This is a genomic window from Streptomyces incanus, from assembly GCF_042656345.1.
In the GTDB taxonomy this organism is placed as follows: Bacteria; Actinomycetota; Actinomycetes; order Streptomycetales; family Streptomycetaceae; genus Streptomyces; species Streptomyces incanus.
Genome location: NZ_JBHSPC010000019.1, coordinates 19,142 through 43,101 on the forward strand (window position 1 = coordinate 19,142; position 23,960 = coordinate 43,101).

General features: G+C 72.8%; 20 protein-coding genes and 1 pseudogene. 13 read left to right on the forward strand and 8 right to left on the reverse strand.

Features of this window, described 5'->3' with window-relative positions:
* Positions 1 to 104: 104 nt before the first annotated feature.
* From ACFP2V_RS08450 to ACFP2V_RS08460, 3 genes are read left to right on the forward strand one after another with little or no spacing between them, the layout of a single operon-like run.
* Positions 105 to 1,598 (forward strand): SCO6880 family protein, encoded by a 1,494-nt coding sequence (locus ACFP2V_RS08450; protein WP_360039032.1) that lies wholly within the window; start codon positions 105 to 107, stop codon positions 1,596 to 1,598.
* The gene (locus ACFP2V_RS08455; RefSeq protein ID WP_381207840.1) at positions 1,595 to 3,364 is read left to right on the forward strand and encodes an ATP/GTP-binding protein; all 1,770 of its coding nucleotides are present in this window, start codon (positions 1,595 to 1,597) and stop codon (positions 3,362 to 3,364) included. Before ACFP2V_RS08450 ends, ACFP2V_RS08455 begins: the two co-directional genes overlap by 4 nt.
* A complete protein-coding gene (locus ACFP2V_RS08460; protein WP_381207843.1) occupies positions 3,361 to 5,163 on the forward strand; it encodes a type IV secretory system conjugative DNA transfer family protein in 1,803 nt (600 codons plus the stop codon). Before ACFP2V_RS08455 ends, ACFP2V_RS08460 begins: the two co-directional genes overlap by 4 nt.
* Here the strand turns inward: ACFP2V_RS08460 and ACFP2V_RS08465 are convergent.
* Both ACFP2V_RS08465 and ACFP2V_RS08470 read right to left on the reverse strand, forming a co-directional pair.
* Positions 5,078 to 6,310, reverse strand: coding sequence for a DUF418 domain-containing protein (locus ACFP2V_RS08465; RefSeq protein WP_381207846.1), 1,233 nt, complete (start codon positions 6,308 to 6,310; stop codon positions 5,078 to 5,080). The genes ACFP2V_RS08460 and ACFP2V_RS08465 overlap by 86 nt on opposite strands.
* On the reverse strand, positions 6,307 to 6,699 hold the full coding sequence (locus ACFP2V_RS08470; RefSeq protein WP_381207849.1) for a hypothetical protein: 393 nt from the start codon (positions 6,697 to 6,699) through the stop codon (positions 6,307 to 6,309). The genes ACFP2V_RS08465 and ACFP2V_RS08470 overlap by 4 nt, the downstream gene beginning before the upstream one ends.
* A 155-nt stretch (positions 6,700 to 6,854) precedes the next feature.
* Between ACFP2V_RS08470 and ACFP2V_RS08475 the strand changes: the two genes are divergently transcribed.
* From ACFP2V_RS08475 to ACFP2V_RS08495, 5 genes are all read left to right on the forward strand, one after another.
* A complete protein-coding gene (locus ACFP2V_RS08475) occupies positions 6,855 to 7,931 on the forward strand; it encodes a C40 family peptidase (protein WP_381207852.1) in 1,077 nt (358 codons plus the stop codon).
* A gap of 139 nt (positions 7,932 to 8,070) precedes the next feature.
* Positions 8,071 to 9,111, forward strand: a complete 1,041-nt coding sequence (locus ACFP2V_RS08480; protein WP_381207855.1) for a hypothetical protein — start codon at positions 8,071 to 8,073, stop codon at positions 9,109 to 9,111.
* 134 nt (positions 9,112 to 9,245) lie between these two features.
* A complete protein-coding gene (locus ACFP2V_RS08485; RefSeq protein ID WP_381207858.1) occupies positions 9,246 to 9,722 on the forward strand; it encodes a DUF4913 domain-containing protein in 477 nt (158 codons plus the stop codon).
* Between the two features lie 131 nt (positions 9,723 to 9,853).
* A complete protein-coding gene (locus tag ACFP2V_RS08490) occupies positions 9,854 to 11,002 on the forward strand; it encodes a hypothetical protein (RefSeq protein ID WP_381207861.1) in 1,149 nt (382 codons plus the stop codon).
* Between the two features lie 30 nt (positions 11,003 to 11,032).
* Complete coding sequence (locus tag ACFP2V_RS08495; RefSeq protein WP_381207864.1) at positions 11,033 to 12,646, forward strand: glycosyl hydrolase; 1,614 nt, start codon at positions 11,033 to 11,035, stop codon at positions 12,644 to 12,646.
* A gap of 141 nt (positions 12,647 to 12,787) precedes the next feature.
* On the opposite strand, the gene ACFP2V_RS08500 is transcribed toward ACFP2V_RS08495, so the two are convergent.
* Positions 12,788 to 15,898: an AfsR/SARP family transcriptional regulator gene (locus ACFP2V_RS08500; protein ID WP_381207866.1), complete on the reverse strand. Its 3,111-nt coding sequence runs from the start codon at positions 15,896 to 15,898 to the stop codon at positions 12,788 to 12,790.
* A 207-nt stretch (positions 15,899 to 16,105) separates the two neighbouring features.
* On the opposite strand from ACFP2V_RS08500, the gene ACFP2V_RS08505 reads away from it, so the two are divergent.
* Both ACFP2V_RS08505 and ACFP2V_RS08510 read left to right on the forward strand, forming a co-directional pair.
* Positions 16,106 to 17,761 carry a hypothetical protein gene (locus ACFP2V_RS08505; protein WP_381207869.1) on the forward strand — a complete coding sequence of 552 codons (1,656 nt, stop codon included), beginning with the start codon at positions 16,106 to 16,108 and terminating at the stop codon, positions 17,759 to 17,761.
* Between the two features lie 276 nt (positions 17,762 to 18,037).
* Positions 18,038 to 18,340 (forward strand): zinc-ribbon domain-containing protein, encoded by a 303-nt coding sequence (locus ACFP2V_RS08510; RefSeq protein WP_381207872.1) that lies wholly within the window; start codon positions 18,038 to 18,040, stop codon positions 18,338 to 18,340.
* A 31-nt stretch (positions 18,341 to 18,371) separates the two neighbouring features.
* On the opposite strand, the gene ACFP2V_RS08515 is transcribed toward ACFP2V_RS08510, so the two are convergent.
* Entirely contained in the window at positions 18,372 to 18,635 is a 264-nt protein-coding gene (locus tag ACFP2V_RS08515; protein ID WP_381207875.1) for a hypothetical protein, read from the reverse strand.
* A gap of 52 nt (positions 18,636 to 18,687) precedes the next feature.
* Here ACFP2V_RS08515 and ACFP2V_RS08520 point away from each other — a divergent pair, with 52 nt between their 5' ends.
* Together ACFP2V_RS08520 and ACFP2V_RS08525 are read left to right on the forward strand one after the other, a co-directional pair.
* Complete coding sequence (locus ACFP2V_RS08520) at positions 18,688 to 19,008, forward strand: hypothetical protein (protein WP_381207878.1); 321 nt, start codon at positions 18,688 to 18,690, stop codon at positions 19,006 to 19,008.
* A gap of 130 nt (positions 19,009 to 19,138) precedes the next feature.
* Positions 19,139 to 20,053: pseudogene (locus ACFP2V_RS08525) on the forward strand (sporulation protein); the annotation flags it as partial.
* 35 nt (positions 20,054 to 20,088) lie between these two features.
* Here the strand turns inward: ACFP2V_RS08525 and ACFP2V_RS08530 are convergent.
* Both ACFP2V_RS08530 and ACFP2V_RS08535 read right to left on the reverse strand, forming a co-directional pair.
* Positions 20,089 to 21,027, reverse strand: a complete 939-nt coding sequence (locus tag ACFP2V_RS08530; protein WP_381207880.1) for a M56 family metallopeptidase — start codon at positions 21,025 to 21,027, stop codon at positions 20,089 to 20,091.
* Positions 21,028 to 21,033: 6 nt separating this feature from the next.
* Complete coding sequence (locus ACFP2V_RS08535; protein ID WP_381207883.1) at positions 21,034 to 21,423, reverse strand: BlaI/MecI/CopY family transcriptional regulator; 390 nt, start codon at positions 21,421 to 21,423, stop codon at positions 21,034 to 21,036.
* A 140-nt stretch (positions 21,424 to 21,563) separates the two neighbouring features.
* Here ACFP2V_RS08535 and ACFP2V_RS08540 point away from each other — a divergent pair, with 140 nt between their 5' ends.
* Positions 21,564 to 21,866, forward strand: a complete 303-nt coding sequence (locus ACFP2V_RS08540) for a Sec-independent protein translocase subunit TatA/TatB (RefSeq protein WP_381207891.1) — start codon at positions 21,564 to 21,566, stop codon at positions 21,864 to 21,866.
* Between the two features lie 9 nt (positions 21,867 to 21,875).
* Here ACFP2V_RS08540 and ACFP2V_RS08545 read toward each other — a convergent pair whose 3' ends face one another.
* The gene (locus ACFP2V_RS08545; RefSeq protein WP_381207894.1) at positions 21,876 to 22,691 is read right to left on the reverse strand and encodes a TIGR03943 family putative permease subunit; all 816 of its coding nucleotides are present in this window, start codon (positions 22,689 to 22,691) and stop codon (positions 21,876 to 21,878) included.
* Entirely contained in the window at positions 22,688 to 23,776 is a 1,089-nt protein-coding gene (locus ACFP2V_RS08550; RefSeq protein ID WP_381207896.1) for a permease, read from the reverse strand. Before ACFP2V_RS08550 ends, ACFP2V_RS08545 begins: the two co-directional genes overlap by 4 nt.
* Between the last annotated feature and the right edge of the window lie 184 nt (positions 23,777 to 23,960).

Sequence of the window (23,960 nt, forward strand, 5' to 3'; positions counted from 1 at the left end):
CGTCCGCTTCGGCCTCCGCTTCGGCCTCCGCTCCCGCCGCCGTCCCGCGCCACTCCCCCACCCCTTACTCGACTCCCCACTCCTCGAAAGGAGTTCAGACCCTCATGAGCGCACAAGCCGCCTCCCATCCGACCTACGGGAACTGGCGCCGGCCACGGCGAGCGGGGCTCGGGCCCCTCGGGCTCGTCGGCACCTTCGGCGTCTTCGGCGGGCTCGTCGTCACCCTCCTCGCGTCGCTGATCTCGCTGTACGCCGCGCTGGTCGTGCTCGTACCGGTCGTCGTGTTCCTGGTGCCGCTGGCCATCCGCACCCAGGACGGCCGCAACGTCTACCAGTTGATGGCGCTGCGGATCGGCTGGCGGCAGCGCAAGTCCAAGGGCGCGCACCTGTACGTCTCGGGGCCGCTGTCGCTCCGGCCGGGCGGCCGGTTCCGTCCGCCGGGTCTGCTGAACAAGGTCACCGCGACCGAGGGCCGCGACGCCTACGACCGGCCGTTCGGCGTGCTGCACCACCCAGCGCGCAACCTGTACACGATCGTCCTGGGCTGCGACCCCGACGGCGGTTCGCTCGTCGACCCGGACCAGGTCGACGTGTGGGTGGCGCTGTGGGGCGAGTGGCTGGCCCGGCTGTCCCACGAGCCCAGCCTGCGGGGCGCCTCCGTGATCGTGGAGACCGCGCCCGACCCGGGCACCCGGCTCTCCCACGAGGTGCTGCCCCGCATCCATGCCGACGCGCCGGAAGCCGCCCGTGCCGTGATGGAGGAGGTCGTGGAGCGCTACCCGACCGCCTCCTCCGAGATGCACACCTACATCACGCTCACCTACGGCGTCCCGGCCGGCCAGAAGCGCAAGAAGGAGGACGTCGTCGCCGACCTGGCCATCCGGGTCCCGGGCCTGCTCAGCGGGCTCGTCGCGGCGGGCGGCGGGGCCGCGTACCCGCTGTCGGCGGAGCGGATCGCCGAGGTGGTCCGGGTCGCCTACGACCCGGCCGTGTCCGCCGACGTCCTAGACGCCCGCGCCCAGCACGGCGGTACGGGCCTGGAGTGGGAGGACGCCGGCCCCACCGCCACCGTCGAGACGGTGAACAGCTACCAGCACGACTCGGGCGTGTCCCGCACCTGGCTGATGACGCTGGCCCCGCGCGGCACCGTCCGGTCCTCGGTGCTGCGCGGCATGCTGGAGGCGGCTCCCGGCACCCGCCGCAAGCGGGTCGCGCTGGTCTACCGGCCCATCGACCCGGCCACGTCGGCCCGCATCGTCGAGGCCGACCGGCGCAGCGCCCAGTTCATGGCCACCTCCGGCCGCGGCATGGTGCAGGCCCGCGCCGCCTCGGAGATGCGCGCGGCGGAACAGACCGCGGCCGAGGAGGCGTCGGGCGCCGGCCTCGTCGAGTTCTCGCTGATGCTGACCGTCACCGTCGACGACGTCTCCGAACTGGCCGACGCGAACGTGGCGGTGCGCAACCTGACGGCGGGCTCGCGTGTGCTGATGCGGCCCGCGGACCGGATGCAGGCGGCCGCGTTCAGCTGCACCCTGCCCACCGGGATCCTCCCCTGGGAGCAGACCCTCGTCCCGCACGAACTCCAGGAGGCGCTGTGAGCCGTCGCAGCGAGGAACGCCGGGCGGAGCGCGCCGACCAGCTCGCCGAGGAGCGGGCCCGCGCCGCGCTGGCGGCCGGACAGGGCCCGTACGACCCGTCCTGGGCGGCGGGTCCGCTACTCACGGAGCAGCGGTCCGGCGGGGCGGGGTCGCGGAAGTCGCCGCCCCGCGCCCGGGAGCCGTACATCCCGCCGCGCGGCTGGTACGGGGTCGGCGGCGGGCGCGTCGGCTATCTCGACCCGCCCACCATGTGGCGGGCGACCACCGTGCAGGCCTGCGGCATGTGGCCGTTCGCCGCCGGGTCCGGATCGCCGATGACCGGGGTGCCGCTGGGCCAGCACCTGTACACCGGTGCCACGGTCTGCGGCGACCCGCTGAACTGGTTCACCCGGGCCCGCTACATCTCCAACCCGTCGCTGTTCATGCTGGGCATGCCCGGTCTGGGCAAGTCCACGCTGGTCAACCGGATGCTGATCGGGCTGGCCTCGACCGGTGTCGTCCCGCTGGTCCTCGGCGACCTCAAGCCGGACTACGCCGACACGGTGCGGGCACTCGGCGGCCAGGTGATCTCCATCGGCCGCGGCCGGGGCGGCATCAACGTCCTCGACCCGGGTGCCATGGGCGCGGCGGCGAGCAGGATCGGTGGCGAGTCCGGCGAGGTGCTGAAGGCCGAGACGCACGGCCGGGTGCTGAACATGGTGGCCGCCCTGATCACCATCGTGCGCGGGCGCCCGATGGACGACCACGAGCAGTCCGTGCTGTCGGCGGTGCTGCACCATCTGCGCGAACGCACTCCGGCCGGGCGGGCTCCGCTCCTGCCCGACCTGCTGCGGGTCCTCGTCGAGGGCCCCGACCGGGTGCGCGCCGTCACCCTCGACCGCGGCTCCGACACCCGCTACCGGGACGCCGTCGACCCGCTGCACCGTTCCCTGCTCGGCATCCTCGACGGCCCCCTCGGCGACACCTTCGCCTCCCCGACGTCCACCCGGATCGACCCGAACTCGCCCGCCGTGTGCATCGACATCTCCGGCATCGGCGAGGCCGACACCCAGCTGACCGCGGCGGCGATGCTCGCCGCCTGGTCCGACGGGCTCGGCACGGTGGCCGCCTCGCACGCCCTCGCGGACGCGGGACTGGCACCGCGGCGCTGGTTCTTCACCGTGCTCGACGAGCTGTGGCGTCCGCTGCGCGCCGCCTCCGGCATCGTCGACCGCATCGACGCGCTCACCCGCCTCAACCGGTCCCTCGGCCTCGGCGACGCCAAGATCACCCACACCCTGAAGGACGCCGAGGCACTGGGCACCGACTCCGACCGGGCCAAGGCCCGCGGTTTCGTCGAGCGGGCCGGCATGGTGGTGTGCGCCGGGCTGCCGAAGACCGAGATGGAGGAGCTGGGCAAGGTGGTGGGACTGTCCCGGCGCGAGATCGACCTGGTCTCGTCGTGGTCGTCGCCGCCCGGCTGGGGCGTCTCCGGCGAGCACGAGGAGCCACCCGGCCGGGGCCGCTTCCTCATCAAGGTCGGTGGCCGGCCCGGCATCCCCATCAAGGTCGCCATCACCGACGCGGAACGCCGCCTGCACAACACCAACCTCCGCTGGACGCCCAACGAGCAGGTCGCCGGGCAGACCGTCGAGCAGGCGGTGGCGCAGGTCGCCGCACAGGTCCGGCAGGCCGCCGAGGCGGGCGCGCTGCCGCTCCTCGGCGACGACCCGGCCGGTCCGTCGCATCCCGGCGGTCCCGGCGGCCCGGGGAGGTGGACGGCATGAGCGGCGGCAGCCCTTCGAGCGGCGACCACCACGCGATGATGTCCTGGGCCGTGGTGGGCATCGCCGCCACGGTCCTGGCCCTGTTCACCTTCGTCTGGGCCGGCGGCACCCTCGGTGCCGGTGTCACCGGGCACGGCTGGGACGCCCCGCCGTTCGCCCTGTCCACGGTGGGCGAGCTGGTCTCCTCCGGGGCGGCGGGACCGTGGCCGGGGGTTCCGGCGTCCGCCGTGTACGGCGGGATGCTGGCGCTCCTCGCGCTACCGGCGATCCCCGTCGCGCTCGGGATGCGGCACCTGCTGGGGCGGGCCGGCAGCCAGAAGGGCCTGGCCGGGCGGCGCGAACTGGCCGCGATGTGCCCGAAGGGCATCGAGTCCCGCGCCCGCGAGCTGCGCCCCACGCTCGAGGGCCGCGACCGGGTGCACCCCGACGAGACCGGCAACCTCCTCGGCGACCTGATGCCCAACGGTCCGGAGCTGCGCAGCAGTTACGAGGACGTGGAGCTGGACCTGATGGCACCCCGGGCCGGCAAGTCCACCGGGATCGCCGTGCCCCGCGTGCTGCGCGCCCAGGGCGCGGTGCTGCTCACCTCGAACAAGTCCGACGTGTACGCGGTGACCCGCGCCGAACGGGAGAAGGCCGGCACGGTGTGGACGTTCGACCCGCAGGGCATCGCCCACACCCCGCGCGGCATGTGGTGGAACCTGCTCGGCGAGTGCCACACCATCGAGGGCGCCCGGCGGCTCGCGGGCCACTTCGTGGCGTCCGTCAACGACGACACCACGAAGAAGGACTTCTGGATCTCCGCCGCCCAGAACACCCTCACCGCCCTGTTCCTGGCCGCCGCCCGCGGCCGTGCCTCGGTGCAGGACCTGCTGGGCTGGCTCGCCGACCCGGCCGACCGCACCCCGATCGACCTGCTCCGCGACGCCGGACTCGTGGCGATGGCCGAGCAGTTGCAGGGCACCATCCGCGGCGCGGTGGAAACCCGTGACGGCATCTACGAGACGGCCCGGCAGACCGTCTCCTGCCTCCTCGACCCGGAGATCCTCGCCTGGGTGACGCCCGACCCGCGCATGCCGGAGTTCCGCCCGGACCGGCACGTGCTCGGCAAGGACACCCTGTACCTGCTGTCCAAGGACGGCGGCGGCTCCGCGGCCGGGGTCATCGCGGGTCTCGCCGACGCGACGATGCGGGCGGGCGTGGTGGCCGCCGAGCGGATGGGCGGCCGGCTCGACCCGCCGCTGACCGCGGTCCTCGACGAGGCGGCCAACGTGTGCCGCATCTCCGACCTGCCCGACCTGTACTCGCACTTCGGTTCCCGCGGCATCAACGTCGTGACGCTGCTGCAGAGTTACCGGCAGGGCGCGCGGGTGTGGGGCGAGATCGGGATGGACGCGCTGTGGAGCGCGGCCACCGTCAAACTCCTCGGCGCGGGCCTGGACGACGCGGACTTCGTGCAAAAAATCTCCACCCTGGTCGGCCAGCACGACGTGCGGACGCCGACCATCTCCCGCGGCAAGGAGGGCACGTCCCGTTCGTACTCCTACCGGCAGGAGTCCGTGCTGCCGCCCGACCGCATCCGCGCCCTGCCCAAGGGCACCGCGCTCCTGCTGGCCACGGGTGTCAAGCCGGCGCTGATCCGGCTGCGCCCCTGGTACAAGGAGCCGGGCGCGGGCGCCATCTCGGCGGCGGCGAAGGCGGAGACGGCGGCGATCACGGAACGGGCCGCGGCCCGTCTTGTGGGCGGCGTGAGCTTCCACAAGCCGGCTCCGGCCGGCCAGGACGCCGCGCCAGCGTGAGGGTGCGCAGCAGCCACTCGGCCGGCCCGTACCGCGTGCGCGCCGCCAGACGGGCGCCCAGCGCGAGCTGGGCGGCGTACAGGGCGAGGCAGCCGAGCAGGACGGCGGCGCCGCCGACCCGGCCGTACAGGCCGAGGCCGTAGCCCGTGAAGACCCAGGCGAGGACCAGCGACTGGGTGAGGTAGTGGGTGAGCGCCATGCGCCCGGCAGCGGCCAGGAATCCGGCCGCCGCCGGGCGCACCGCGTCCAGCAGCAGGAGCAGCCCGCACGCGTACGCGGCGGCGAGGGCCGGACCGGTCAGCACCGCCACCGCCTTCCCGGCCAGGAACCAGCGGTCGTCCAGCGGGCCGTTGGTGCAGCAGGCGGACAGCACCCCGCCGGCCAGACCGACCGGCAGCCACCGCACGACGACCCGCCGCAGCCAGACCCGGTCCCGGCCGCGCCGCCGGGCCAGTGACGTCTTCGCGGCGGCCAGCCCCGCCAGGAACGCGGCCAGCTTGTTCGGGGCGTACAGCAGGGCCGTGGCGAACGCCGACGGCAGCTCCCGCAGGTGCTCGGCCGGCACCCGGGCGGGGCCGCCGCGACGGGCGGCGAGGGTCTCGGCGGCCCGGGGCGCGTGCTCGCCCGCGGTGGCCGGGTCGGTGAGGGCGACGATCAGCAGCCCGTACCCGAGCAGCAGCGCCGCGAGCCCGGCGATCAGGCCGGCCGCCAGGCGCAGAGCGGTCCGCGGGTCGAGTCCGCGCAGCCCGTACAGCACCAGCGCCAGCACGGCGTACGTGGTCAGGATGTCGCCGGGGTACAGCAGCACCGCGTGGGCGAGTCCGATGCCGAACAGGCCGAGGACGCGCCGCAGATGGCGGGGGGTGAAGTCGGCGCCCGCGTGCCGGGCGGAGCGCGTCTGGAGGGCGAAGCCGTAGCCGAACAGGAAGGAGAACAGCAGGGAGAACTTGGTGGCGACCAGCGCGGACACCAGCCAGGCCGCGATCCGGTCCGGGGCCGGCGCCCCGGGGCCGCCGCCGGACACCGTGTACGGGCCGGCCATCAGTTCCGCGTTGACCAGCAGGATGCCGAGGAGGGCGAAGCCGCGCAGGACGTCGAGTTCCCGGAGGCGCCGGCCGTCTCCCGCCGGACGTCCGCCCGCGGTCACCGCGCCACCACGACCCCACTGCCGAACGCCAGCGTCGCGGTGAGGAACCAGCCGAACGACGGCGCCAGCAGATGGCACATGTGCCACAACCGGGCCACGGTGGGCCGCTCCCGCCGGTAGACCACCGGAACGTTCCCGCCGACCGGGGGCAACCCGCACAGCGGCCCGTACCGGCCGGGGTCGAGGACGAGTTCACGGCCGAGGTGGTCGGAGAAGCGGACCAGGCCGCCGGGGCGCGGATCGGCCGCCGAGCGGTGGGTGACCACGCCCATGACGCGCAGTCCGCGCGCCCACAGACCCAGAGCGGTCAGGGCCGCCTTGAGCGCCGCCAGCAGGCAGCCGACACCAAGGCCGAGACACAGCGCGAGCAGCAACAACTGAGTGAACATACCGCTCCTTGGCCGGCCGACGCCCTCGGCAGCACAACGGGAAGCGCACCGCGCCCGGTTCACCCGCCGCTTGAACCGCGGCACTTCGCCTCCCGTTGTGAGGATGCCCCGCCCCCGCAACCCCTGCGGGGCACACGAAAGGAGCCCCGGCCCCGATGACCCGGACCCCGCGCGCACCCGGCAGGCGGACGGCCGCGGCCGTCGCCCTGGCCTGCGCCCTGACGGCGACGGTCCAGACGCCCGCACGGGCCGACCCCGAGCCCGCCACCCTCACCGAGGTGAGGGACCGCATCGAGCGTCTCTACCACCACGCCGAGGCCGCCACGGACCAGTACAACGCCGCCGGCGAGAAGGTCACCGCGAAGAAGAAACGTGTCCGCGGGCTGGACGCCCGGGTGACCGCCACCGAGAACCGGCTGACCCGTCTCACCTCGCTGGCCGGGGCGGCGGCCCGCGCCCAGTACCGGGGCGGCGGACTGCCCGCCGAGGCACAGTTCGTCCTCACCGGCGACCCCGAACGCGCCCTGGACACCGCCTCCGTGGCCCGCCAGGCGCAGCAGGCCACGCAGCACGTGCTGACCGCGCTGGCCGAGACCCGCGGAAAACTCGAGAAGCAGCGGGCGTCCGCCGAGGACGAGTTGCGGGAACTGCGGTCCGAACGGAAGAAGATGGCCGCCCATCGCAAGACCATCGAGAAGCGCATCGCCGCGGCCGAGGCCACGGAGGCGCGGCTGTCGGAGGAGCAGCGCCGCCGGCTGGCCGCGCTGGACAAGGAGAAGGCCGACGAGGCGCAGGCGAAGTGGGTGGAGACAGGCGTCCTCGACAAGGCCGACAGAGATGACAGGGACGACAGGGACGGCAGGGACGGCACCGGGGAAAACAGCGCCGGCCGCAAGGCCATCGCCTTCGCCGCCCGCCAGCTCGGCAAGCCCTACGTCTGGGGTGCCGAGGGCCCCGACTCGTACGACTGCTCCGGCCTCACCTCGCAGGCCTGGCTGGACGCGGGAGTGGCCATCCCGCGCACCTCGCAGGAACAGTGGCGCCTGCTCCACCGCGTCCCGGTCGAGGACATACGCCCCGGTGACCTGATCATCTACAACGCCGACGCCACCCACGTCTCCCTCTACATCGGCGCCGGCGAGATGATCCACGCCCCGCGCCCCGGCCGCTCGGTGACGGTGGCGCCGGCGGCGTCGATGGAGATCCTCGGGGTGGTCCGGCCGGACGCGTGAACGTGACGCCGGGCGGGCCGGGTCCGGCCGACTCCCACCGTTGAACCGTCCTCTCCGGCCCTCCGTTGTGCTGATCGGCATCGCAACGCATGGAGCCACCAGGCAGGCTGCTCCGCGTCAACCAGGAGGAGGTCCGAAGATGGCGGGTAAGGAAGGAGAGGGTCGGGGCTCGCCCGATTCCTCGAACAGTGACGGCTCCGGTTCCCAGGAGAGCTGGTACTCCGCGGCTTCCAGCCAGACGGACCCGGCAACCTGGGAGGCCATGCAGCGGCTCTTCCAGCTGCCGGACACCCCTCCGAGCACCGACCGCGTCCAGCGCACGCCGCGGGTGACCACACAGGCAGCAGTGGACGTGGAGTCCCTCAATCCGCTGCCACAGCGGGACCCGTGGTACTCGAGCGCCGCGAACACCTGGCTCTACGTGCGTGACGGCAGGATGCTCGCCTCCGTCTACGACCAGACCAGGCAGGCCTACCGCTGGACTGCGGCGAACAAGCACACGGTCGTCGGGGCTGTTGCCGCCGGGGGCGGCGCGTTGTCGCAGGGGGCCGGCATTCTGGGGCAGGGCGCTGCCGCGCCGTCCAACACCGCGGGGCAGGCGGCCTACGGCATGGGCACCACGCTCAGCACGGGGCTGGCGGCCTGGCAGACGGTCGAGGGGGCGATAGAGCTCTACAACCGCTACTTCACGCGGAACCACACCCCCAACCGCGAACGCAACCTCGCGAACACGGTGTGCCAGGGCGTCCAGACAGCCGCCGCGATCGGGTACGGCGTCGGGGCCAGCGGGGCACTGCAGGATCCGCGGGTGGCACAGCTCACCCAGGGAATCAGTGCCGTGGCCCTCGGCGGCTCGACACTGGTCCAGCCCTTCCTCCAAGGTACGAACCAGCAGCCGACCACCGCGCCACCGGCCACCGCGCCGCCGCCGGCACAGGAGTGGCAGACGTACGACGCGGGGCGGTGGAGGGACGCCGGGACGGACCAGGACCGGGGCGAATCGTCCCGTGAAGCAGCGCTCCGCGGAAACGAAGGGCGGAGCCGGACCACCGCCACCGATCTGCTGCCCCACACGAGCGGTTCGTCGTCCCGCCGGTCCGCACCCTCCGAGTCCTCCCACACCCGGAGTCGGCACACCGACCGGCGGGACGAGGGCAAGGGCAAGGGGCGGAAGGGCTGACCGGAGGCTCCGGTGCGGGGCGCTGTCCGTCCGGCCGGCGGATTTCACGCCGGCCGGACGGCTGCCCGCCGCGCCCCTCCCCGCCCTCGCCTCGCCTCGCCCAGGCCACCTCACCCACGTCACGAAGGAACACCATGTCAGCCGACGTCGCCGGCACCGGGCAATGGACCGACGCGCCCGCGGAGCAGTCCCCCGACGACGAGCCCGCCCCCCGGTTGATCATCTACCTGGAGGGACCCGAGTACGCCCAGACCCTGCGGCAACTGACCTTGTGGACCCATCACATTCTGCTGCCGGTCTACGGCAGAGAGGTCACCTCCTCGGCTCCTTGGTGCCCCCGCTGGTGGGAGCATCCCGAGGCGGTCACCCAACTGCACGCACTGTGGCTCGCGTGGGGGGACCTCACGGGCCCCGGCTCCGGGATGTGCGGCCCCGCCAACTGGCACCGCGACTACCTGGGGCCGGTGATGAACAGTCTGAGGGACCCGTCGGGCCCTTTCGCGGGCTGCAAGCCGGGCAACCACCGCCCGAAGGAGACACCGCCCATCGACATCGTCGACCCGTTCGCTCCACCGCCCCCGCCACCCCCTCCACCGCCCTCGCGTGTCTGAGGGGGCGGTGTCGGCGACCGCTCGCGAGCCCTCGTTCCCGCGGTGCCGTGTCGTGCCACGGGCTGAACCCCTGTCCCCGGTCGACCCGTTCCCGATTCGTGTCAGCATCTCCGACCTGAAAGAGGGGCACCGTGGCGTATGACAACGCGGCCTCCCCGGCCCGGAACCGGTTCTCCGATGAGCCTCACATCTTCGGGCTGGCTCGTGACCTGGTCACGGCCGAGTACCGCCTCCAGGAGGAGCATCGCACCGTCGGGCTGGCTCGTGACCTGGTCACGGTCGAGTACCGCCTTCGGGACGAGCGTCGCGACAACAGGCGGGATCGGACGAACCCGGAAAGCCGCTGGGACCGTCTGACGACGGCGCTGCGACGTTTCATGGACCGCCTGGTAAACCGGACGCGGCCAGGCCCGTCGCCGGACGGAGAGGACTATTCCTCCACCGCCGGAGGGGAGGCCGACCGGGGCGGGCCGCAGCAGCCGGACCAGGTGGACCAGTCCGCCGTCCCGGTCGCCCAGAAGCCGCCCGAGACGGCCCCGGAGCAGTTGGCGCATCCGGACATGGCGCACATCGAGAGCAGGATCCGTGAGCTGTCGCAACGCCAGCACAAAATCCTCGAGGACGCGGTGCTGCATCTCGTCAGGACCGACGAGAACGTCAAGAGGGCGTTCGAGGAGTCCCCCGAGAGCATGCCGACCGTCGCCCGCTACGCCACCAACGCGTACAGGCGGGAACTGCAGCAGGAGAACGGGATTGCTCCCGCGAACGCGGCCACGGAAGCCTTGAGCAACGCCAGAGACCGCTGGGAACGTACGGCGCCCCAGGAGCAGTCCGTCGCCGTGCCGGACAGGAGCGGCTTCGGAGGGCCGGACAAGAACGACATGACCGACGGCCTTGCCTTCCAGGAGGCCGAAAGGGCGCGGTCACAGTGGGAAAGTGCTGCCTCCTCCCGGACTGTGCTCCCGGACTACGCCGTCGGGGCCCAGGAGTTCTTCGCCGCCGAGCGGGCCGCGTGGGGGGAGCAGGCCGAACAGGCTGATCGGTCACGCCCATCACGCCAGTCGTCCGAAGGAACCCCGGCACCCGCTCCGGTGAGCCCGGTGTCGCCGGGCTCCCTGATCAGCCCGGTCGGGCGCGAGGTGCTCACGAACCAACCCTCCCGCAGTCCCTCCCCGGCCTCCGGTTCCTCCACGAGGTCTTCGAACCCGACAGCGCAGTCCAGGGCGGACACCCGTACGTCCAAGTCCCATTCCACCCCCCTAGGGAGAAATCGCCGATGATGTACGTCACCCGACCGGGAGGCGCAGCCCGTGCGTAGACGCACCTCGTTCCTCCTGGCACTCCTCCTGGTCGTCGTCGGTGTCACCGGCACCGCCCTGCTGATGCAGAACCAGCGCTCCGACGGCGTGAGCATCGCCGGCACACCGGCCGCCGAGGCCGGTGCCGCCGAGCACACCGTCACCTTCCGGAACACGACGGACAGCCGCATCTGGATCGGCAGCACGGTCAACGCCGACGGGTCGGCCGAGCTCACCGGGCTGCCGACGCTGGACCCCGGCCAGTCGGCCGCCGTCACGATCCCCGAGCACTCCGGCGCCGGGCACTGGCGCGGCAAGTTCTTCGCCCGGGAGGGCTGCACCGGCGAGGAGGGCAGTACGTTCCACTGCGCGGTCGGTGACTGCGGACCGTACGCCGACCGGTGCTCGACCGGTGAACAGCCGACCGGACTGGCCGAGTTCAACTTCGATCCGAAGGACAGCCTGGCGCCCTGGTACAACGTCAGCTACGTCAACGCCGTCGCGTCGCCGATCACCATCACGCCGGACGGCGTGACACCGCCCGAGACGGGCGAGTGCGCGTCGGCGGGCTGTGCCGAGGAGCTGCTGGCCGCCTGCCCGGCCGACAACCTGGTCAAGGACGAGGCCACCGGCCGGCCGCTGGTGTGCGTCAACCCGAACCGGGACGCGAAGACCCCCTACAGCGACGCGCTGGCCAAGAAGTGCCCGACCGCGTACAGCTGGTCCAAACACGACGCCGAGCAGGGCAACCAGGTCGTGTACCAGTGCCGGCAGTGCACCGGCATGACCGTCATTTTCCACGGCACCGGCGACGCGGCCACCCCGTCCGACGGCAACGCCTCGCCCCCGCCCGGCCCCGCGGTCGTCGAGCAGCCCGGCGAGGGCGGCGGCACCCCGGCCGCCTCGCGCAAGGGCGTCGCCCTCAACCCCGTCGCGGGTGCCTCCGAGGCGCTGGCCGACTCCGGTTCGTCCTGGTACTACAACTGGGCCTCCTCCACCAACGGCGTCACCAGGCCGGAGGGCGTCGAGTACGTCCCGATGATCTGGGGCCCCGGCTCGGTCACCGACGCCGAACTGGGCCAGGCCGCCAGGGAAGGAAAGGCGCTGCTCGGCTTCAACGAGCCCGACCATCCGGGCCAGGCCACCATGTCGCCCGAACAGGCCCTGGATCTGTGGCCCCGGCTGGAGTCCACCGGCCTGCGCCTGGGCGCACCCGCGGTCGCCTCCGGCGGTGACGTCGCGGACGGCTGGCTGGACCGGTTCATGAAGGGAGCCGAACAGCGCGGCCTGCGCGTCGACTTCATTCCCCTGCACTGGTACGGCGCCGACTTCGGCCCCGACGCCGCCCACCAGCTGCGCGGCTATCTGCAGGCCGTGCACGACCGCTACAAGAAGCCGGTCTGGCTCACGGAGTACGCCCTGATCGACTTCTCCCGGGGCACCCCCCGCTATCCGAGCGAACAGGAGCAGACCGCCTTCGTCCGGTCCTCGACCGAGATGCTGAACGGCCTGGACTTCGTGGAGCGTTACGCCTGGTTCGCGCTGTCCGCCGAGACCAGCCCGACCGGCCTCTACGACGGGGCGGCCGCCAACGCGAGCGGGCGCGCCTACCGCGAGGTGCGTTGAGGCGCCCGGGCACCCGCCGCGAGCACGGGGACGGTTCGGCTCCGGAAACGGCACCGGAGTTGAACCGTCCGCACCTCGCGCCCGTTGTTCGGGTGCACCCGGCAGCTCCCCGGCGGGGCTCATGATCGAAGGAGATCCATGTCAGGCGGTCCGTTTCGGCGCAGCCCTTCGGGTACGGGCGTCGGCCGGGCCGTCCTGCAGGCGGGCGAGCCGCTCACGGACCTTCTCGGCGTCCGGATGACCGAGTTCCATGAAGATTTCCAAAGCTTCCCGCCAGCTCGTCCGGGCGGCCTCCGGTTCCTCGGCGTCGAGATGGGCCTCGCCGAGGTTGCCCAGCGTGTGGCCCTCGCCCCACCGGTTGCCGATGTCCCGGTGCGTCGCGAGCGCCAGACGGTAGTACTCGACGGACTCGTCGTAGTGGCCGAGCCGATGGTGGACCGTGCCGAGGATGTCGAAGGCGACGCCCTCGACCCAGCGGTTGTCGCTGGCGCGCAGGACGACCAACGCCCGTTCGAGGCAGTCGAGGGCGTCGTCGTACCTGCCGAGCCGCTGGTAGGCGTCGCCCAGGTTGCACAGGGCGATGCCCTCCCCCCACACGCTGCCCTCGACGCGGTCGAGGGCCAGCGCCCTGCGGGTGTACTCGACGGCCTTGCCGAGCCGGCCGGCCTGCAGGTAGGAGTCGCCCAGGTTTCCGATCACCGCCGACCTGCCCTTCATGTCCCCGAGTTCCTGGAACAGGGCCAGCGCCAGGTGCAGGTGCTCGATGGCCTCGTCGAGGCTGCCGGAGCTGCGCAGCGCGGCGGCCACGTCGGCGAGGCCCTGGGCCTCGCCCTCCCGGTCGCCGGCGTCGCGGGCGGCGGCCAGGCCGGTACGCGCGGTGTCGAGCCAGTCCTGGATATGGCTGCGGAGGTAGAAGAACCCCCACAGGACGGCGGGCAGCCGCCACGCGACGCCCGCATGTCCGGACGCGGCGGCCCGGTGCACCGCGGCGACCAGGTGGGGCCGTTCGGTCTCGCACCAGTCGAGCGCCTGTTCGTGCGTCGTGAACTCCAGCGGCCGGCACCCCTCGGGCAGCGGTTCCAGGGGGACGCGGCGGCGCTTCGGGGTGATGTGCGGGTAGGCGGCGTCAGCGGTGTACAGGTACCAGGCCAGCAGCCGCCGGCCGGCCAGGTCCCGCTCCTCGGGTGTCTCCTCGGCGTGGACCCGTTCGGCGGCGTACACGCGCAGCAGGTCGTGCAGGGTGTAGCGGCCCGGGAAGTGTTCGGTGAGCAGGTGGGCACGGGTCAGCTCGGAGAGGAGGCCTCGGGCCTCTCGCGGGGGAAGTCCGGCGAGACCGGCCGCGGCGGGCACGGAGATGTCCGGCCCCGTGTGCAGGCCCAGCAGCCGGAACAGGCGCGCCGCCGGGGCGGGCAGCGCCTTGTACGACCAGGAGAAGACGGCCCGTACGTCGGTGCTGATGCCGTCGCCGCCGGCGAAGGCGTCCAGGCTGCCGTGGCTGTCGCTCACCTCGTCGGCGATGGCACTGAGCGGGAAGGCGGGGTGGGCACTGGCGTGGGCGGCGACGATGGCGAGCGCCAGCGGCAGCCGGCCGCACCGCGTGATGATCTCCTCCGCCGCCTCCGGTTCCGCGGCCAGCCGGTCGGTGCCGAGGCGCCGGGCCAGCAGGTCGTACGCCTCGGCCGGCGTCAGCTGGTCCAGCGTCAAGGGGTGCGCCCCTTCGCAGGCGACCAGGCCGGTGAGCTGATTGCGGCTGGTGACGATGACCAGGCAGCCCGGGGAGCCGGGCAGCAGCGGGCGGACCTGCTCGGTGTCGCGGGCGTTGTCGAGGAGGATCAGCACCCTGCGCTGCGCGAGCATGCTGCGGTACAGGGCCACCTGCGCGTCGAGACCGGCGGGAATCCGCATCGGGGGGACGCCGAGCGCGTCGAGGAAGATGCGGACGGCCTCGTCCGGCGTCACCGCCGAGCCGGTCGGGTCGAAACCGCGCAGGTTGATGTAAAGCTGGCCGCCGGGGAAGCGGTCGGCGATCCGATGGGCCCAGTGCACGGCCAGGGCGGTCTTGCCGATGCCGCCCATGCCGCCGATCGCGCTGATCACGACGGTCGTCGGGGGACTTCCGTCCTCGGGCAACAGGGCGCTGGTCCGGTCGAGTTCGGCATGCCGTCCGGCGAAGGTGGGGAGATCGGCGGGCAGTTGCGCGGGGCGGGTGACTCCGGGCGGGGGGTCATTCGGGTCGGAACGGCCGGTGTGGCCGGTGTGGCCGGACCCGTCCGCCTGCCGGTCGGCCGGGCCGTCCGACTCCGGCTCGTCCGCCGCCATGCCACCGTCCACCGTCCCGTTCGCCGACCCGTTCGCCGGGACGGCATCGGACGCCTCGGATATCACCGAGGGCCCGGACGGCCGGACCTGCCGATGCGGAGCCGGTGCCGGGACCGATGCCGGGGCGGAAGTCGCACCCGGGGCCGGGTCGGGTATCAGGGCCGGGTCGGCCGCCAGAATGCGGTCGTGCAGATCCTGCAGCGAGGCGCCGGGCTCGATGCCCAGCTCCGTCACCAGGGCACTGCGTGCCCCGCGGTACGCGGCCAGCGCTTCGGCCTGCCGCCCGGACCGGTACAGCGCCAGCATGAGTAGCTGACACAGTTGCTCCCGCAGCGGGTGTCTGCCGGAGAGCGTGATCAGCGGGCCGATCACCTCGTGGTGACGTCCGAGCTCGATGTCGAGGTCCAGCCGCGTCTCCAGCACCGTCAGCCACTCCTCGCCCAACCAGGAGCGCGCCGACTCGGCCAGCGGGCCGTTGAGTCCGGCCAGTACGGCTCCCTGCCATCCGTCGAGCGCGGTGTGCAGCAGTTCCGCGGCGCCCAACAGGTCTCCGGCGGCACGCAGCTTCTTCGCCCGGGCGACCCGCTGCTGGAACACGGCCAGGTCCAGGGCGTCGTCCGCAACGTGCAGCACGTATCCGTCCCCGACGGAGACGACCGTCCGGGGCGGCCCTGCCGCATTCCGGTCGGGTTCCAGGACCTTGCGCAGGCGCGACACATAAGTCCGCAGCACGGACACGGCGGCCGCGGGCGGCTCCGCACCCCAGACGGCGTCGATGAGCTCACCGAGCGGTACCGGGCGTCCATGGCCTAACAACAGGGCCGCCAGCACGACTTTCTGCTGCGGCGAGCCGAGGTCCAGTTCCTGTTTCCCGCGCCATGCCCGGACCGGCCCCAGCACAGCGAAACGAACGGAATTCTCGTAGGCGTTCACCCTCGGACTCTAATAAGTCAAGACTCCGTCGCAGCCCACTTTGGCGGAACATGTCGTTCCGTCCCGTGTCATCGCTGATTTCGCTGTTATCCCGCTTGTCACCGAGGGGGTTGAACCATTTTTCCCCGGCACCCGTTGCGGTACGCGGGCCATGCCGACACGTTCCCGGCCGCGCCGTGCGGCCGGGAACGTCAGAGAGGAATGCTGATGAGCCGTGACGAAGCGGACGAGCCGGTTGACGGAGGGGAACACACCGAGTCGGGGAGGACGCCCGATCCGTCCCCGCACTTCACGGTGGTCATCTCCGGTGACGGCTCCGCCGCCATCGACGGAGAACCCGTACAGGTGGCGGAGGGGGAGGCGGTCGACGCCGCGATCCTCGACACCCTGCACAGACACGCACGCGACCGGGGCATCACCGTCACGGCGGCGATCTCCGACCCCGCCGCGGGGTACGTGGCGTTCGTCGAGGTCTCCCCGGACGGCTCGAGCTCACTGCTGGAACAGCAGCAGGAGCCGGAGGCATCGGCCCCGGCCCCGGTGCCGGCACCAGCACCGTCCCTCGTGAAGGGGGACGCCCTTGACGATGCCGACGACGACGGGCCCGCCGGTGACACCAGTCCCGCGGTCGCTCCGGGCGTCGACGCCCACGAGGATGCCCACGACGACTTCGACGAGGCGGCGTACGCGCTTCCCGAACCCGAGGGACCGCCGCCCCCGCCTCCGTCCGATGGCCCGGGATCAGAATCAGGGTCGGGACCGGAGTCCGGGGCCGGGCCGGGTTCGGGCGTGGGTGTGGGTGTGGGTGTGGCCAGGGGTAGAGGACTGGGCTGGAATTCGGGCTCCGGGTCGGCATCCCGGTCGGAGCCGGCCGCCCGCCCCGTACCGCCGCCGAGGCCTGCCCGCAGGACCGCCTCGCGGCAGTCGGACGACGAGTTCGAGGGCCCCGGGCTGCTCAGCAGGCCCCTGGTCGTCGGGCCGGTGGCCCTCGGTGTGGCCGCGCTGGTCGTCGTACCGCTGGTGATCCTGGGCAGCGGCGGATCGGACGGCGGCGGGAACCAGGAACAGGCCGCCGCCCGTGCGAGCAGTTCGCCTTCGGCCGAGGGGTCGCCGACCCTCGAGACGCCCCCGCGGCCGATCCCGCCCCCGCCCAGCCCGACGTCCGCCTCGCCGTCGGCCGAGCCGAAGGACAAGGACAAGAGCAAGGCCAAGGACAAAAACAAGCCGCAGCCGAAGCCGAAGCCGACGGACATTCCGGGGGCGAAGAACGGTGGGGGCGTCACCGTCACCGTGACCGCGACGCCCCCGAAGGACACCACCACCGTCACGGCCAAGCCCCCGCAGGACACCACCACCGTCACGGCCAAGCCCCCGCAGGACACCGCCGCCAGCGCCGTGAAACGGCTCGCCGGGAACGACCCGTCCGGACGGCACATCTGCTACCGCGCCTACGTCGCCGGGCAGGGCTGGCAGAAGCCGGTGTGCGACGGCACGATCGCCGGTACGTCGGGCCAGAACCGGCCGATCAAGGCTCTGAACATCGCGGTGCACGGCGTCGACGGGTCGGCCGCCAACGCGTTCCGTCACTCGTCGAAGCCGGTCGACGGCCGGGGTGAGTGGCAGCCGAGCTGGACGGCCATCACCGGCGACGGCAAGAACTTCTACATCGGCAGCTCGAAGCGAAACGCCCCGAACATGCTGGGCTTCGCCATCAACGTCGGCAGCGGCGAGGTCTGCCACACCGTCCGCCTCCGCCAGGGCGACTGGGCTCAGCGGACGTGCAGCAAGCCTCGCCCCGACTACACCTTCGGCGGCACCCTCGACAACGACGTCTGGCTGGAAGCCGTGAAGTTCACGGTGTGAACCGCGCGGTCGCGGCGGCCTCTGCCGACGGTCCCGACGAGGATGCCGTCGCCCGCCCCGGCGTGAGGTGCCGAAGGATCCGGGAGGGCCCGGAGCCGTACGGCAGTCTCCGGCCCGCCGCACTGCCGACCGCCCACTGATCACTCGCCGATTGCCCACCGACGGTTTATGGCCAGTACTTTCGTAGTAGTGGCAGTGGCAGTGGTAGCGGCAGTGGCAGTGGCAGTGGTAGCGGCAGTGGACGGTTGGGCGGTGGCCCGGAACAGGAGCGATGACATGATCATTTTCGGCACCAAGGGATATCTCTACCAACTCGCGATCCTCACCTTGGTGTGCTCCCGGTGCGGGAATCCCTCCGCGCACACGCTCAGGAAGCGGGTCACGAAGTTCACGCTGTTCTTCGTGCCGCTGTTCCCGGTCTCGACGAAGTACGCGACGCAGTGCACCTTCTGCGGCGCCGAGTCAAAGGTGACCGCGGAGCAGGCCGAGCAGTTGCAGGCGCAGGCCGCGGGCGGCCCCGGTGGCGGTCAGGCGTACGGACAGCCGTACCAGCAGCACCAGCAGCCGTACCAGCAGTAGTGCCGGCAGTACTGCCGCAAGCCGCGGGCCCTCAGACGTACGGGCCCGCGAGGACGGCCCACGGCACGGCCACGGCGACGGGGACCAGAGCCAGGGTCCAGCGGGGCTGGTGGCGGGGCGGGCGGGTGAACGCGAGGGCCAGGGCCGCCGCGCCCAGGACGAGCGCCGCGTAGCCGGCGTACCAGCCGCGTTCGAGGGCACCCCACGCCGACAGGCTGATGCCGGCGCCCTCCAGCTCCTCCTCGAGCGCGCTGCCCGTGTACGGATCGCCCCACCCGGCCGCCACGGACGCCACGGACGCCACCTGACAGGTCACCAGAGCCGTGAGGACGAGGAGGAAGGGCCGTGTGGAACCGTTCCTCCACCGTGTGCCGTACGCGCCACAGCAGGTAGAGGGCCACTTCCGTGACCGCCGGGGCGACCGGCACCCCGTACGCCGCCGTGCAGAGCTTCGTGTACGCCCCGTCCCCGCCGCTGCCGCGGGCGTGCCCGAGGTCGCCGCCGCTCCCAGCACCTCGGCGCGGTCGAGGAGGCTCCGGATCTCCGGGATCGCCACGTACCGCGCCGGCACCCACAGGAGCACCGGGGTGCCGGGGGTCAGCCACGTCACCCTGGTGCGGAAGCGGCCCGCGTCGAGGACACGGCCGGGCACGGCGATGACCGGATGACGGTCACAGCGGCTTCACGGACACTTCCGGACAACCCATCTATGCTCCACGCGGTTGTTCCCTGTGCGCAGATGCACGCAGGTGTACGCAGCGGGTGTACGCAAGTGACAGGTAAGGAGCGGATGCCTCGATGGTGTTCAAGCGGCTGCTCGGTTCGCCGGGTGTGGGCGGGCCCTCGGTCGAGACGGTTCTGGAGCCGGGGCCCGTCCGGCCCGGCGGGACGCTCGCCGGGCAGGTGCGGCTCGTGGGCGGCGACACCGTGTTCGACGTCGAGCAGGTGGCCCTCGAGCTCGTGGCCCGGGTGCGGGACGGGGCGGGCGGGAGGGGGGTCGCCGTGTCGTTCGAGCGCTTCGCCATCGGTGGTGGATTCCGGTTGGACGAAGGTGAGACGCGCACCGTGCCGTTCGGGGTGACGCTGCCGTGGGAGACACCCGTCACCGAGCTGGACGGCCGTGAACTGGGCGTCCAGCTCGGCCTGCGGACCGAGCTGGCGGTCGCCGGGGCGCGGGCCCCGGACGTCGCCCTCGACCGGGACACAGGACTCGACCCCGACCCGGCCCCGGACCCCGACCCGGACACGGACCCCGACCTCGGCCTCGGCCTCGATCCGCTCGGTGTCGGCCCGCTGCCCGCCCAGGAGGCGATCCTAGGCGCGTTCCGGCGGCTCGGGTACGGGCTGCGGTCCGCCGGTCTCGAGCACGGCCGCATCGGCGGCACCGGGCAGCGGCTGCCCTTCCACCAGGAGATCGGGCTCACCCCGGCGCCCCCGTACGCGGACCGGGTGGAGGAGATCGAGCTGACCTTCCTGACCCACCCGGGCGGCATCGACGTCGTCCTGGAGGCCGACAAGCGGGGCGGCGGTAACGCGAACGGCGACGACTCCGGGCACGACGCGCTCAGCCGGTTCACCGTGGGCCACGACGATGCCCGCGACTGGGCCACCGAGGTCGACGGCTGGGTGCGCGAGCTGGTCGAGCACCGGGAGGCGTACGGCAGCGACAGTACGTACGGGCACGACGGACCGCACTCCGGGCCGGGTACCGGCTGAGAGCCCGGCCCCGCCACCGCATCACAGCGGCGTCATTGCAGCGGCGTCGCCGTCCACAGGATCCAGAACAGGGTCACCGCCGCGTTGGCGGACGACATCGCCGACGCGGCCGTACCGGCGGCCGCTCCCCAGGCCGCCAGGCCCGCCGAGGTGAACACCTCCGGCCAGGGCCCCGTCGCCGGAGCCGGGGCGAGCAGCGCCGCCACCCGGCGGGGGATCGGTCCCGGCGCCGCGAACGCGGGCAGGGGCGGGCGGCCGGCCCGGGAGGCGAGGGCCGCCTTGCCGATGGCGGTGGCGACGGTACGGCGGTCGCCGACCGTACGCGCCGCCTCCTCGTCCGCCCAGCGCTCCGCCGCGTACGACACCGCCGTGTGCAGGGGGCGCAGGAACGGGTTGGCGTGCGCGGCCAGCCGTACGGCCAGCAGGAACCGGTGATGGCGCGCGACGAGGTGGGCGCGCTCGTGGGCGAACAGCGCGCGGCGTTCGGCGGGGGCGAGGTGGTCCAGGAGCGCGGTGGTGACCACCACGCGGTCGCGGCGCGATCCGGTGCCCGGAAGGGCGTACGCGTACGGGGTGCCGTCGGGCAGGACCGCCACCTCCGTGTCCGGCAGGCCCTCCAGGGCACGGTGGGCGCGGCGGCGGGTGCGGACGTGCCGCCACAGGATCCGGGCGCAGGCCAGCAGCACCGCGCACAGCGCCGGGATGGCGGTCTTCCCCACGACCTCGTCGTACGGGACCGCTTCCCGTACCTCCGGGTCCGACCAGCCGTCGGGCAGCGGGTTGCCGGGCAGGGTGGCGGTGCCGACCACCATCACCAGGCACAGGCACACCGTGCTGCACACCGCCATCACCGCCGCCACCCAGGTCAGCATCCGCGTCGCGGTCCGCGGGTGGAGATGCTGTGCGGCGAGCCGGGCGATCGGCCACGCCGTCAACGGCAGGACGAGCGGCAGGAAGACGAACACCCCCATGAGGCTTCAGTTTTCCCCGTCGCTCCGGGGCTGACGCAGCAGTTCCCGCAGCAGCCGTTCGTCGTCCGGGCCGAGGCCGGTGACGAAGCTGGCCAGGACCGCCTCCCGGTCGCTCTCGGCGTCCAGCACCCTGCGCATCCGGTGGGCGGCGAGGCCGGCGTGGTCGGAGGCAGGGGTCCAGACGAAGGAGCGGCCGGCGCGTTCACGGGTGACGGCGCCCTTCGCGAGCAGCCTGGTGAGGATCGTGATGACCGTCGTATAGGCGAGGTCCTCACCCAGGCGCTCCTGCACCCGGCCGGCCGTCGCCGGGCCGTCCGCCTCCCGCAGCGCCGACAGCACCAGCGCCTCCAACTCGCCCTGCGCCCGCCGCCGGTGACGCCGACTGTGTTCGACCACGGCCTGTCTCCCTTCCGTCGCCCTCCCGTTGCCGGGCGGTCATCGTATAGACGAGCGGACACCGTCAAATTCTCTACATTGCTGTAGATTCTACGGGCGGCATCCGGCAACGGCTCATGAGAAGGACGGACGGACCCCCAATGTTCGGACTGAGCGAACTCGCGATCATCCTCATCGTCGTCGCAGCCGTGCTCGCGGCGAAAAAGCTGCCCGAGCTGGCCCGCTCGGCCGGAAAGTCCGCCCGCATCCTCAAGGCCGAGGCCCGCGCGGCGAAGGCGGAGGCGCAGGAGGACGAGCGGCAGTCCCCGTCCCAGCAGTCGCACCAGCCGCAGGGGAAGCAGCCGGACACCCCTCGTGTCATCCAGGGCGAGACCGTCATCCAGGGCGAGACCGTCACCCGGGACACGGCCGCCGACGGCAGCCGCGCCCAGCAGCAGCGGTAGCGCGCCTGCTCAGCCGTTCCAGACCTCGTCGTACGGGTCGTCCGGGGTGGGGACCGGCTTCGCCGACGTGACCTCGAAGTAGGGGACGGGACCGTCGTTGACCGGATCCTTCGTCCGGCGCGGGCTGTAGGTGCCGCTGACCTCCAGCCAGGCGTCCGGTTGCAGCACCGGGGGGACCTCGCCGGTCAGGGCGATCTTGACCGGCTGGCCGTCCGCGGCACAGCAGTTGAGGGACACGCGGACCAGGTAGGGAGTGCCGGAGGGGTCCAGGGCGACGAAGCCGGTGATCTCGATGGGCCGGTCGCGGAGGTCGCGGCCGTCGTCGTAGACCGCGCGGGCCGCGTACTCCCCCACCCCGAGGTGGAGCGTGCCCCCGGCGGGGAGTTCCGGGAAGCCGAACGGCTTCTGCAGGGCCGTGCCCGTGTGGGTGGCGCTGTACGCCCCGAGGGCCGGCGGCGCCACCAGGATCAGGGCGAGGACGGGAAGGGCGAGGAGCCAGGAGATACGGGGCTCGTGGTGCCCCTGGTCGTGATCGCGCTCGCCGCCACCGCTCCCGCTCCCGCTCTCACCACCGTCGCCGTCGCCACTCCCGCCACCGTCGCGGTCACGCTTTCGGGACACTCCGCGCCACTCGTACCAGACCGTCGCCGTCGCCGTCACGACGAGTACGGCTCCGCACAGCAGGAGCAGCGGGCGCAGGCCCCCCTTGACGTAGCGCAGGTGGAGGTCGGTCAGCCCGGTGTGCAGCACGGTCGCGCCCAGGAGGAACAGCAGGGCCGCCTGCGCCTGCCGGTTCGGATTCAGGTTTCGACGCAACCGGTTCACAGCAGCACCACTCCTGTCAGGACCGAGACCGCCACCGCCAGGACAAGGGTCGCCGGGGCGAAGCGCAGGGCGAAACCGCGGCCGAACGTGCCCACCTGCATGGCGAAGAGCTTGAGGTCGATCATGGGGCCCACGACGAGGAAGGTGAGCCGGGCCGTCAGCGAGAACTGGGTCAGGGACGCGGCGACGAACGCGTCCGCCTCCGAGCAGATCGACAGAAGAACGGCCAGCGCGGCCAGCACCAGTACCGACAGCACGGGGTGATCGGCCGCCAGCTGCAGCCAGTCGGCCGGGACGACCGCCTTCAGCGTCGCCGCGGCCATCGCACCGACCACCAGGAAGCCGCCGGCGTGCATCACGTCGTGCCGGACCGACCCCCAGAAGGCCGCGCCCCGGCTCTGCCCCTCGTAGGACGAACGGGACGGCGGGCGCAGCCAGTCCGCGCGGCCGTGGCGCTGCCACAGCCAGCCCATCAGGCAGGCCACCAGCAGGCTCGCCACGAACCGGGCGAGGACCATCATGGGATCGTTCGGGAAGGCGACCGCCGTCGCCGTCAGCACGATCGGGTTGATCGCGGGGGCGGACAGCAGGAACGCCAGGGCCGCCGCCGGGGCCACTCCCCTGCGCACCAGCGCCCCCGCCACCGGGACGGACGCGCACTCGCAGCCGGGGAGCACCGCGCCCGCCGCGCCCGCGACCGGGACCGCCAGGGACGGGCGCTTCGGCAGGGCGCGGGCGAAGAAGGACGGCGGGACGAACACCGCGATCGCCGCGGACAGCAGGACGCCGAGCACCAGGAAGGGCAGCGCCTGGATCATCACCGCCACGAACACCGTCGTCCAGTTCTGCATCACCGGGGCGCCCAGGGCGCGGCGGATCGGGTCCTGGAACATCACGGCGGAGAGCAGGAACAGGACGAGGAGAAGAGGGGAGTTGAGATGCCGGGACTCATGGGCCGACTCCTCGGCCGTCCCCTCACCACCACCGCCGGTCCCCGTGCCACCACCGGTCCCGCTCCCCGGCCCGGATCCCGACCCGGTCGGCCTGTTCCGTGCCCCGCTTCCCCGCGGAGTCGGCTTGGTCATGGCCACGGGCCGGGTACCTCCGGAATCGCGCGCGGGAGCGGGGGCGCCGGCGGGGTGGGGGCGCGCGTCTCCCCTCCCTTGGATACGGGGCGGACGGCGGGCGCGTTCAGCACCGTTCAGCACGGTTCGCACGCCGGCTTCCGCATGCTCCTGGAACCGTCTGCATGTATACGGCAGTCTTTCC